This window comes from Halorhabdus tiamatea SARL4B (assembly GCF_000470655.1).
Lineage (GTDB): Archaea > Halobacteriota > Halobacteria > Halobacteriales > Haloarculaceae > Halorhabdus > Halorhabdus tiamatea.
In genome coordinates, this window is sequence record NC_021921.1 from 1,709,312 (window position 1) to 1,720,780 (window position 11,469).

The window sequence follows — 11,469 nt, forward strand, 5'->3', positions numbered from 1 at the left end:
TGACCAGACAGGACATATAGTTCGGCGAGTGGGTGGTGGTATCGGTTAGACAGCGGAGACGATCGACGCCAGGCGTTCGATCCCATCGAGAAGCCGCGGACTCGGCTGATTCAACAGCGAGTCGTCGATGACATGCACGGTCGCGTCGAGGTCCCACTCACGTTCGACTAGCGGCTGAGTCGACGGCTCGCCGGCCCCGCAGTGGTGGACGATCGCGACGGCTGGATCGGTCGCTTCGACGGTCTCCCGTTCGACCTCCCGGGAGCGTTCGCCGGGCTCGACGAACGGATAGCGGCCCCCGGCGACGCGGACGGCCTCGGGCACCCAGTTGCCGGCCGCCATCGGCGGATCGCCCCACTCCTCGCAGTAGACCACCGGCCGATCCTCACCGTCAGGTGTGCCAGCCCGGATCCGGTCGATCCGATCCCTGGCGCGTGCTTCGAGAGACTGCCCGCGGTCCGACAGCCCGATCGCGTCGCCGATCGTCCGGAAGGTCGTCAAGACGTCATCAAGCGTGACCGGTTCTGCGTGGGCCACGGTGAATCCACGGTCGCACAACTCCTCGCGCAGGTCGGCCTGGAGGTGATCGTTCGTGAGCACGAGGTCCGGATCGAGGTCGGCAAGTCGATCGAGATCAGGATTCAGCCAGCCGCCGAGGCGGGGGACGCCCTCGACTTCGCAATGGGCGGTGACGCCGACCAGCCGATCGCCCGCGTCGAGCGCCCGGACGATCGCGGTGGCACTCGGGGCCAGTGAGACGATTCGGTGCATGCACGTCCGTCCGGGCTCTGGGTATTAAAACGCCTGTCCGACAGTTTCGAGAGGCGCGACTCTCGCGGGCCGATTGGGACCCGATCAGTCCATCGAGAGCGTGATCGTCCCGTCGAAGTTCAGGATGATCTCCTGGGTGAGGTCACCGAACAGCGCCTTCCCGGTCGGTGAGCGCCGCTTGCCGGCGAGGAAGACGTGATCGACGCCGCGATCCTCGGCCACGTCGAAGACCGCCTCGGCCCGGTCGCCACGCTCTGCGATCTCCAGACGGACATCGTAGTCGCCGGGATCGTCGATGGCGTCTGCGATGAACGCCTCGACCTCCGCCTCGAAGCGGTGATCTGCCGGATCGACGAAGTCCTGCCTGTCGATGTCGCTCGTGACGTCGACGGAATCGACCGATTCGACGTCTTCGGGCGAGACCAGCCGTAACACGTCAAGCGGCGCGCTATGGCCCGCACTGTAGGCAGCCGCTTCCCGGAATAACTCTCGCTCTGTCTCGTTTGCCTCGAGTACGACGAACAACCCTCGCTCCATATCTGCTTATATAAGCGTCTCACTTATAAAATTAGGTCAGTGAGACCAGGTGCGGTGAAAGACTGTGGCGGCGAGACAGACAGCCCACTATCCCGCGTCACGTCGATGGGACAACGTCAGTCCGACGGTTCGAACTCGATCGTCTCGACGATCTCACGGAGTTCCGAATCGGGGAGGTCGCCGGCGACAGCAACGGTCTGTCCGTTCTCGGTCCAGGTGGCGACGGATCCGCCAGCCGCGAGCCCCGGAACGTCGACTTGCCCGGTGTCGAGTTCGGCGATAGCCACGGTACGCTCGCCCACGTCGGCAGTTTGGCCGTCACTTCTGAACGTCGAGAGGATCGCTGATTCGGACTGGAGGACGGTGATCGTCGTGCCGTCGGCGGCGTACTCGCCGACAGTCACGGAGACGGGACTGTCGAGGCTGCTCCCGCGCTGGAACGTCCAGTCGTCTCCGGGGACGGCGAGGGGACCGTCGACACTCGCTCGAAGGTCAGCCAGCGAGTCGGCGGTCGACTCACTCCCGAGAGCCGACGAGGCCATCGGCGGCTCGAAAGTGCTGTCGGCCGGGGATACGTCGAAGCGAGTCTCCATCTCGACGGTCACGGTGGCGTGAGACGTCGATAGCTGCTGTTTGCGGACGGCCGCGTCGTCGGTGGTCACCCACAGCCGGAGTTCCCCGTCGCGTTCAGGGGCCGAGACGGTCACGACGTGGACTTCCTGGCCGTCGAGCGTCGTGGTTTCGACGCGCTCGGCGGTCAGGTTCGTCTCGGCGAAGAGTGTCGAGACCGACCACTCGGCGGGATCGAACGAGACGTTCTCGACCGTCCAGTCGCCGTCGCCCGGCGGGTAACTCCAGTTGTGGGTCTGGAACTCGCTGCCGTTCCAGTCTTCGAAGGAGTGGTTCCCATTCCAGTCCTCGAAGAGGTCGCTGTCGTTCCACGCTTCGGAAAACTTGCTCTCGTTCCACTCGGCAAGGAGTTCAGTGTCGCTCCACGCGTCCTGGAAGGTACTCTCGTTCCATTTGGTCGGGAGGCCACTCTCGTTGATCGCCTCGCGGAACTGTTCGACTGACGCGTTGTCGAGGCCCTCGTCCCACGTCAGGTTGGCGTCCATCTCGGAGGCGAGCGCCTCCAACCCAGCCATCGAGACAGTGCCGTTCGAACTCACGAACGAGCCATTGCCGAGCGCGGAACTGTCTGAGACGACGAGCGGCGAGGCGAGTTCGGAACTCGAGAGCCACGACGTGGTCCCGTCGTAGCCGGCGAGGACGAACCCGTCGCCGTCAGAGACGTTGACGCGCATCCGACCGTCCGCCGTGGCGACGCTATCGACGGAGAACGTCCGAGTTGCGTCGTCTCCCTCGACGGTCACGGTCGCATCAACGACCGTCGAGTCGGCTGTTCGATACTGTTCCTCGACGTCGGCGAGGACAGCCTCGCCGGTCGGGTCGTCGTCGGCGACCACGAACCCGGCGGCGGCCGCGATCCCGACGACGCCGAGGACGAGCGCGGCCAGACCGGCGAGTCGGATCGCACCTCGCTGTGGTGATTCCATCACGATATATACGGGCCAGAGACCCTTAAACAGCGGGTCAGAGGGGACTCACAGCCCTGATCGAGGGTTCATGGGGATACAGCACGTAGGAACGCATCATGGACGAGGCGACGGAACCCGACGCGGTCGTGTCGCTCGATGACGTGCGCAAGGAGTACGACCTCGGCGGGACGGTGACAGCCCTCGACGGCGTCGATCTGACGCTGCCGGCCGGTTCCTACACTGCCGTCATGGGGCCCAGCGGCTCCGGGAAGAGCACGCTGTTGAACCTCATCGGCGCACTCGATACGCCCACGTCGGGGACCGTCACCGTCAACGGAACTGACGTCGGGACGCTCTCCGAGAGCGGACGAGCGCGACTCCGCGGCACTGAGATCGGGTTCGTCTTCCAGACGTTCAACCTGATGCCGCGGCTGAGTGCCGTCGAGAACGTCGAACTCCCGCTGGTGTTCGCCGAGTGGAATCGTCACGATCGAGGCGAGCGTGCCCGGGACCTCCTCGAACGCGTCGGCCTCGGTGATCGTCTCGATCACCTCCCACAGGAACTCAGCGGGGGTCAGCGCCAGCGGGTCGCGATCGCTCGTGCCCTGGCGGCCGACCCCGCGCTCGTGCTGGCCGACGAGCCGACCGGGAACGTCGACACCGAGACCGGCGAGGAGATCATGTCGCTGTTCGCCGACGCCCACGACCGGGGCAACACGATCCTGCTGGTGACGCACGAACGCCGGATCGCCGAGCACGCGGACCGCATCATCCACGTCAGAGACGGCGTCCGTGAGCGGACCGAGCACCTGGGAGGTGAGGCGTGATGGACTGGCGCGAAGGGGTCCGAATGGCAGTCCGAGCGATCGCGGGCCACCGGCTCAGATCGGCACTGACGGTGGTCGGGATTGTCATCGGCATCGCGACGGTGATCGCGTTCGCGAGTTTCGGGACGAGCGTCCAGACCGACGTCGTCGGCGAGTTCCAATCAACATCGGCGAGTGAGATCTACGTCGTCTCCGGCGGCGGGTTCCTCTCGGGCGGTGGGCCGCCCGGGAGTGACGGAGGGCTGACGAGTCCGGTCGTCACGACCTACGACCTCGAGCAGTTGCGGGGGATCGACGGCACGCGAGCCGTGATTCCCAGAGGGTCGGTCCCGATCTCGTCGCTGACCTACGCGAATCAGACGGTCACGCCCGGGAGTCTGACGGCGACGACGGCCGCGTCCTTCGACGGCGAGATCGTCGCGGGACGGACTTTCGAGTCCGGGACGAACGAGATCGTACTCAACGAGATCGCGGCCGCCCAGTTCGACGCGAACGTGACCGTCGGAGACACGATCGAGGTCGCTCGCGAGGGGACGACCTCGTTCACGGTCGTCGGGATCACCGCTGGGGCCCGCGGCGGGCTCTCGGAGTTCGCCCCGCCCGGCCCCGAGTTCTACGTTCCCGTCGATCCTCACTACCGGACCACCCAGGCGTCACCGACGCTCGGCGTCGATCAGCGGGCGTACTCCCAGGTGACGATCGTGGCCGACGCGGGCCGGGTCTCGGAGACGCGCGACGCGATCGAGACGTACATTCAGACCGAGTCGGACGCGATCCGGCTGGCCGGCGAGAACGGCCAGGTCACCGTTCAGTCGACCGAAGACGTCGTCGGCGGGATCCAGGCCGTCCTCCAGGACATCACGCGACTCATCACCGGGATCGGCGTGCTCGCGCTGATCGTCGGCGCGTTCGGGATCGCGAACATCATGCTCGTCAGCGTGACCGAGCGCACGCGGGAGATCGGGATCATGAAGTCGATGGGCGCGACCAACCGGGAGGTCCTCGGGCTGTTCATGACCGAGTCCGTGCTGTTGGGATCGCTGGGTGCCGTGATCGGCATCCCGCTGGGTCTGGGCGTCGGGTACGCCGGCGCAAGCTACGCCGACGTCGGGTTCACAATCCCCGTCGACTGGGTCGCCATCGCCATCGCGATGGGGATCACGATCGGCGTCGTCGCCGGGCTGTACCCGGCCTGGCGGGCCGCACGCGTCGATCCGATCGAGGCCCTGCGGTACGAGTGACTCCTGATCGGCAAATTCGACCGCGGAATACTTGACCGGGGGTCGCCTACGACGAGCCAATGGACGGGCCGCTGTGGACCGAGCGACACGCGCCGACGATCGATGAGTTGCCACAGCCCGAGGTCCGCGACCAGCTCCGCGGCGCGCTCGACGATCCGATGAACCTGCTGGTTCACGGCCCCGCCGGCGCTGGCAAGACCGCCGCAGTCCGGGCGTTCGCCCGTGAGGCCCACGCCGACGTCGAGGCCGACCTCGTCGTGATCAACGTCGCGGACTTCTTCGACCTGACCAAGAAGGAACTCGCGGCGGATCCCCGATTCGAGCGGTTCATCACGTCCAAGCGCCGCCGGGAGTCCTCGAAGGCCGATCTCATCAACCACGTCCTCAAAGAGGCCGCGAGTTACACGCCGGTCTCGGGGTCCTATAAGACGATCCTGCTCGACAACGCCGAGCGCATGCGCGAGGACTTCCAGCAGGCGCTCCGGCGAGTCATGGAGCAGTACTACGAGGCGACACAGTTCGCGATCGCCACCCGGCAGTCCTCGACGCTGATCCCGCCGATCCGCTCGCGGTGTTTTCCCGTGACGGTGCGTGCACCGACCCACGACGAGATCGAGACCGTCCTCCGGCGGATCGTCGAGGCCGAGGACGCCGACTACGACGACGAGGGCCTCGAGTTCGTCGCGGGGTACGCCGGCGGCGACCTGCGGAAGGCGATCCTTGGGGCCCAGACGACCTACGAGGAGGCGGGCGAGATCACGATGAACGCGGCCTACGAGGCGCTGGGCGAGGTCCGGACCGACGAGGCCGTCGAGGGGATGCTGTCCGCCGCCGAGGCGGGCGACGTCACCGACGCGCGATCGACGCTCGACGATCTGCTCGTCGACGAGGGCCACAGCGGCGTCGAGGTGCTCGAGGCGCTGCTGCGAGTAGGGCGCTCGCGATATTCCGGCGATCGCCTGGCGCGGCTGCATCGGGTCGCCGGCGAGATCGACCTCGACCTCGCGGAGGGGACCAACGATCGACTCCACCTCTCGCACTTCCTGGCTGAACTCGCCGCCGGGGAGTAGCCGACCGACGGCGAAGGAGACGAACTGGCCCGCGAAGTGGGTCGACGGACAGTGCATCGACTTCTTCGAAATCCTTATACACGCTTGTAGGGGACATATGAACAACGAACTATGGACATCGACATTATCGAGGAAGAGGAAAATCCGATGTTGCATCGGACCGACGTCCGATTCGAGGTCTCCCACGAGGAGGCGACGCCGTCGCGGCTCTCCGTCCGGGATTCACTGGCTGCGATGCTGAACAAAGACGCCGAGGAAGTCGTCGTCCACGAACTCGATACGACCTTCGGCATGCGCAAGACCGTCGGCTACGCGAAGGTCTACGACGACCCGGAGTTCGCGCGTGAGGTCGAACAGGACCACATGCTCGAGCGCAACAAGATCGTCGCCGAGGACGGCGACGCCGAGCCAGAGGAGGCCTGAGATGGCGCGTCACGAACTCTACAACGACGACGGCACGACCGACCGCGAGACCTGCCCGCGGTGTGGCGACGCGTTCCTCGCCGACCACGGCGACCGCACGCACTGCGGTCGGTGTGGCTACACCGAGTGGAACTGACGCGGGTCGACTGAACGCGCCGATCGAACCCGCCATCGAGAGACTTCTTTGTCCTCAGAAGGCACGCTTCTCGGGTTTTCGACCGCTAGCGAACGCTATGGCTGCTATTCTCACACAGTGGGAAATCGATCACTGTTCTTTGGGTGTGTCGCGGCAAGTATCCGCCGGAAGAGTATGTCAGAACTACAGGACGGCGTCGCGATCGTGACGGGCGGCAGTACCGGTATCGGTGCGGCAACAGCCAAGCGCTTCGCCGACGAAGGAGCGAGTGTCGTCGTCGCGGACGTCAACGTCGAAGACGGCGAAGACACGGTCGCCGAGATCGTCGATGCCGGCGGGGAGGCGACGTTCGTCGAGGTCGACGTCACCGACCCTGCCGAGGTCGAGGCGATGGTCGAAACGGCCGTCGACACCTACGGCGGGCTCGACTTCGCCGTCAACAACGCGGGGATCGAAGGCGAGAACGAACCCACGAGCGACCAGCCCCTCGACAACTGGGAGCAGGTTATCGACGTCAACCTGAAGGGCGTCTTCGTCGGCATGCAGGCCGAGATCGACGCGATGCTCGAGGACGGCGGTGGGGCGATCGTCAACATGTCCTCGATCGCGGGCCAGGTCGGGTTCCCCAACCTCACGCCGTACGTCGCGAGCAAGCACGGCGTGATCGGCCTGACCAAGACTGCCTCCCTGGAGTACAGCGAGGCGGGCGTCCGCGTCAACGCGATCTGTCCGGGCGTCATCGAGACACCGATGGTCGAGGCCACCGATCAGGCGAGCATCGAGCAGACGATCGCCGCGACGCCGATCGGGCGGCTGGGCGAACCGTCGGAGATCGGCGACGCTGCCGTCTGGCTGTGTTCGGAGGAGGCCTCCTTCGTCACTGGCGAATCGCTCGTCATCGACGGCGGGTACGTCTCCCAGTAGCGTTGCCGAGCGCCGCCGTTCGCGGCCACGGCGGCGTCCCGAACCGAAGTCGTCTTTTCGGTCGGTCACGGAGACCGGGTAGATCGAATGGTATCGACCGCGACAGCCGACGCGGACGCCAGACGCGTCCTCGGCATCGAGGGGACCGCCTGGGCCGCGAGCGCGGCCGTCTACGACGTCGAGGCCGACGACGTCACGATCGAGACGGACGCCTACGAACCCGACAGCGGCGGGATCCACCCGCGGGAAGCCGCCGAACACATGCGCGAGGCGATCCCGCAGGTCGTCGAGCAGGCGCTCGACATCGCTCGCGAGCAGGCCGCCGACGCGGGCGAAGACCCCGAGGAGTCGCCGGTCGACGCCGTCGCCTTCTCCCGCGGTCCGGGCCTCGGCCCCTGTCTGCGGATCGTCGCGACGGCCGCCCGAGCGCTGGCCCAGCGGCTTTCCGTCCCGCTGGTCGGCGTCAACCACATGGTCGCCCACTTGGAGATCGGTCGCCACCGCTCGGGCTTTTCCGCGCCGGTCTGTCTGAACGCCTCCGGCGCGAACGCCCACGTTCTGGGCTATCGCAACGGGCGGTATCGCGTCCTCGGGGAGACGATGGACACCGGCGTCGGCAACGCCATCGACAAGTTCACCCGCCACCTCGGGTGGTCCCACCCCGGCGGGCCGAAGGTCGAGCAGCGCGCGAGCGAGGGCGAGTACGTCGACCTCCCCTACGTCGTCAAGGGGATGGACTTCTCCTTCTCGGGAATCATGAGCGCCGCCAAGCAAGCGATTGACGATGGGGAGGCAGTAGAGGACGTCTGCTATTCCCTGCAGGAAAACATCTTCGCGATGCTGACGGAAGTCGCGGAGCGCGCCCTCTCGCTGACGGACGCCGACGAACTCGTCCTGGGCGGCGGCGTCGGCCAGAACGACCGCCTCCGGGAGATGCTCGGCAAGATGTGCGACCAGCGTGGGGCCGATTTCTTCGCACCCGAACCGCGCTTCCTGCGTGATAACGCGGGGATGATCGCCGTCCTCGGCGCGAAGATGTACGACACGGGCGAGACGATCCCCGTCGAGGACTCCCGGGTCCGGCCGGACTTCCGGCCCGACGAGGTGGTCGTCACCTGGCGGTCCGGCGAGGCCGTCGGTTCGTGGGGCGGGTCGAGCGACGACGGGACGGTCGGTGCCCGGGACGGCGGAGGGGCCGGTGAGACCGTCCAGGGGGCCGAAGCGACCGTCACTGTCGAGGACGGGCGCGTCAGGAAGGAGCGCCATCCACGGACCTACCGCCATCCGACGCTCGACGAGCGCCTCCGCACGGAGCGGACGCGCGAGGAAGCCCGACTCACGAGCGAAGCGCGCCGCGTCGGCGTCCCGACGCCGGTCGTCCACGACGTCGATCCGAAGGAGGGTGTCCTGGTGTTCGAGCGCGTGGGCGAGCGGGATCTCCGTGAGGATTTGACCATCGATCGGGTTCGGGACGTCGGGCGACACCTGGCGACGATCCACGACGCGGGGTTCGTCCACGGCGATCCGACGACGCGCAACGTCAGAGTTGCAGACGAACGAACGTTCCTCATCGACTTCGGACTGGGGTACTACACCGATCACGCCGAAGATCACGCGATGGACCTCCACGTCCTCGCCCAGTCGCTTGCCGGGACAGCCGACGATGCTGAACCCCTCCAGGAGGCCGCCGAAGACGCTTATCGCGACGCGAGCGAGCGGGGTGAGCAGGTCCTGGATCGACTTCGCGAGGTCGAGGGCCGGGGTCGGTATCAGTGAGGGTCCCCGGACGCTGTGCCGAGCGGGTGCTCCGCCGTCTCCGAGCGACTCAAGTACCGGCGTTGCCCTACGTAGGGTGTGTCCCAGCAGGTTACGCAGGTCGATACGCTGTTCCTCCACGAGGACGGCGAGGACTTTCAGGTGGTCGTCGGGCGCGACGGCGAGCGCGTCCTCGGCGGTCGCCTGGAGGTCAAAGAGACCGAGGCAGGCCCGCGACCGGCCCGCCTCCGGATCAAGCGAGGCAGCCAGGAAGACCTCCGCAGCCCCGATCAGTTCGTGGAACTCGCCCGCCGAGCGGGGCGAATCCGGGTTTCCGAGCAGACCTCTCCCCGCGGTCGTCGCGTCGTCCGCGAGCTGCTCGACGCCTACCAGCTGGAGGCGAAGGTCGTCCGGACCTGCCGGTACTGCGCGTCAGCCGGCAAATACTCGCCGATCACGAGCGAGACGGCGATCGACGCCGACGGCGAGGACATCTGCCCGGAATGCGCGATCGCGGAACTCGAACGCGAACTCGCCTACCACGGCGACGTGACCGGGACGGCCCGCGACCGGCTGGAAGAACTCCTGCTGGAGGTCCAGGACCTCGAGCGCATCGTCAACCTCCTCTCGGGCGAACTCGACCCAGAGTTGACGAAGTTCGACGAGATCAGCGCGACGGTCGACGACATCGATCTGGTGCCGACGGACTCGTTGAACCTCCACCCGGGGATGCAACAGAAGCTGGAATCGCAGTTCGACGAACTCCTGCCCGTCCAGAGCCTCGCCGTCGAGCACGGCGTCACCGACGGGCAAGACCAGCTGGTCGTCTCGGCGACGGCGACCGGCAAGACGCTGATCGGCGAGATGGCCGGCATCGACCGCGTGCTCAACGGGAAAGGGAAGCTGCTGTTTCTCGTGCCCCTCGTTGCGCTGGCGAACCAGAAGTACCAGGACTTCAAGGCTGAGTACGGCGACATCGCCGACGTGAGCCTCCGGGTCGGGTCGAGCCGGATCCGCGGCGACGGCGGCGGGTTCGATCCCAGCGCCGACATCATCGTCGGGACCTACGAGGGGATCGACCACGCGCTGCGGGTCGGCCACGACCTCGGGGACATCGGGACGGTCGTCATCGACGAGGTCCACACCCTCGGTGAGGGCGAGCGCGGCCACCGGCTGGACGGTCTCATCTCGCGACTGAAGTACTACTGCGAGGAGGGCGGGCAGACGGCGGCCCGATCGAGCCGCTCCGGTGGAGGCGATGAACGGGGCGGCTCACCTTCGAGCGCCCAGTCGGGCGACACCCAGTGGATCTACCTCTCGGCGACCGTGGGCAACCCGGGATCGCTCGCCGAATCCCTGTCGGCCAAACTCATCGAGTTCGAGGAACGCCCGGTTCCGATCGAGCGCCACGTCACCTTCGCCGACGACTACGAGAAGGTCGACATCGAGAACAAGCTCGTCAAGCGGGCCTTCGACACGAAATCCTCGAAGGGGTATCGCGGCCAGACGATCATCTTCACCAACTCCCGGCGGCGGTGTCACGAGATTTCCCGACGGCTGGAGTACTCTTCGGCCCCCTATCACGCCGGGCTGGACAACAAGCGCCGCGGCGAGGTCGAATCGCTGTTCGCCGATCAGGAGCTCTCGGCCGTGGTCACGACTGCGGCCCTCGCGGCGGGCGTCGACTTCCCGGCCTCCCAGGTCATCTTCGACTCGCTGGCGATGGGGATCGAGTGGCTGACCGTCCAGGAGTTCTCCCAGATGCTCGGGCGGGCTGGCCGGCCCGATTACCACGACAAGGGCACGGTGTATCTGCTGGTCGAACCCGACGGCGTCTATCACAACAGTCAGGAGATGACCGAAGACGAGGTCGCGTTCAAGCTGTTGAAGGGTGAGATGGAACCCGTCAGGAGTCGCTACGACGAGAGCGCGGCCGTCGAGGAGACACTGGCGAACGTCGTCGTCGGCGGGAGTGCCGCCAAGCGCCTCAACGACCGGATGCTCGGCGAAGTGCCGACCAAGCACGCCATCGGCAAGCTCCTGGAGTACGAGTTCATCGACGGGCTGGAACCGACGCCGCTGGGTCGGGCCGTCACGCGGCACTTCCTCTCGCCCGACCGGGCGTTCCTGTTGCTCGATGGCATCCGGAAGGGTAGAGATCCCTTCGACATCGTCGCCGAAGTCGAGTTCGCCGACGAAGAGCTGTGACGCCGCTCGGTGCACCGGTCTTCGACGGGCAAGGGTGTC

The 11,469-nt window shown here is 66.6% G+C and carries 11 protein-coding genes; 8 read left to right on the plus strand and 3 right to left on the minus strand.

What is annotated here, in order from left to right:
* Positions 1 to 45: 45 nt before the first annotated feature.
* The 3 genes from HTIA_RS08440 to HTIA_RS08450 all read right to left on the minus strand — a co-directional run bounded on the left by HTIA_RS08440 (position 46) and on the right by HTIA_RS08450 (position 2,864).
* Positions 46 to 771, minus strand: a complete 726-nt coding sequence (locus HTIA_RS08440; protein ID WP_008524291.1) for a helical backbone metal receptor — start codon at positions 769 to 771, stop codon at positions 46 to 48.
* Between the two features lie 84 nt (positions 772 to 855).
* The gene (locus HTIA_RS08445) at positions 856 to 1,308 is read right to left on the minus strand and encodes a universal stress protein (RefSeq protein WP_008524292.1); all 453 of its coding nucleotides are present in this window, start codon (positions 1,306 to 1,308) and stop codon (positions 856 to 858) included.
* Between the two features lie 116 nt (positions 1,309 to 1,424).
* On the minus strand, positions 1,425 to 2,864 hold the full coding sequence (locus HTIA_RS08450) for a hypothetical protein (protein ID WP_008524293.1): 1,440 nt from the start codon (positions 2,862 to 2,864) through the stop codon (positions 1,425 to 1,427).
* 98 nt (positions 2,865 to 2,962) lie between these two features.
* Here HTIA_RS08450 and HTIA_RS08455 point away from each other — a divergent pair, with 98 nt between their 5' ends.
* The 8 genes from HTIA_RS08455 to HTIA_RS08490 all read left to right on the plus strand — a co-directional run bounded on the left by HTIA_RS08455 (position 2,963) and on the right by HTIA_RS08490 (position 11,430).
* Positions 2,963 to 3,673 carry an ABC transporter ATP-binding protein gene (locus tag HTIA_RS08455; protein WP_008524294.1) on the plus strand — a complete coding sequence of 237 codons (711 nt, stop codon included), beginning with the start codon at positions 2,963 to 2,965 and terminating at the stop codon, positions 3,671 to 3,673.
* Positions 3,673 to 4,914, plus strand: a complete 1,242-nt coding sequence (locus tag HTIA_RS08460) for an ABC transporter permease (protein WP_008524295.1) — start codon at positions 3,673 to 3,675, stop codon at positions 4,912 to 4,914. The genes HTIA_RS08455 and HTIA_RS08460 overlap by 1 nt, the downstream gene beginning before the upstream one ends.
* A gap of 59 nt (positions 4,915 to 4,973) precedes the next feature.
* Positions 4,974 to 5,984 (plus strand): AAA family ATPase, encoded by a 1,011-nt coding sequence (locus HTIA_RS08465; RefSeq protein ID WP_008524297.1) that lies wholly within the window; start codon positions 4,974 to 4,976, stop codon positions 5,982 to 5,984.
* A 111-nt stretch (positions 5,985 to 6,095) separates the two neighbouring features.
* On the plus strand, positions 6,096 to 6,407 hold the full coding sequence (locus HTIA_RS08470; protein WP_008524299.1) for a 30S ribosomal protein S24e: 312 nt from the start codon (positions 6,096 to 6,098) through the stop codon (positions 6,405 to 6,407).
* Position 6,408: 1 nt separating this feature from the next.
* Positions 6,409 to 6,543: a 30S ribosomal protein S27ae gene (locus HTIA_RS08475; RefSeq protein WP_008524300.1), complete on the plus strand. Its 135-nt coding sequence runs from the start codon at positions 6,409 to 6,411 to the stop codon at positions 6,541 to 6,543.
* Between the two features lie 174 nt (positions 6,544 to 6,717).
* On the plus strand, positions 6,718 to 7,467 hold the full coding sequence (locus tag HTIA_RS08480; protein WP_008524302.1) for an SDR family NAD(P)-dependent oxidoreductase: 750 nt from the start codon (positions 6,718 to 6,720) through the stop codon (positions 7,465 to 7,467).
* Positions 7,468 to 7,554: 87 nt separating this feature from the next.
* The gene (locus HTIA_RS08485; protein WP_008524303.1) at positions 7,555 to 9,243 is read left to right on the plus strand and encodes a bifunctional N(6)-L-threonylcarbamoyladenine synthase/serine/threonine protein kinase; all 1,689 of its coding nucleotides are present in this window, start codon (positions 7,555 to 7,557) and stop codon (positions 9,241 to 9,243) included.
* A 78-nt stretch (positions 9,244 to 9,321) separates the two neighbouring features.
* Positions 9,322 to 11,430, plus strand: coding sequence for a DEAD/DEAH box helicase (locus HTIA_RS08490; RefSeq protein WP_008524304.1), 2,109 nt, complete (start codon positions 9,322 to 9,324; stop codon positions 11,428 to 11,430).
* The last annotated feature ends 39 nt before the right edge of the window (positions 11,431 to 11,469 follow it).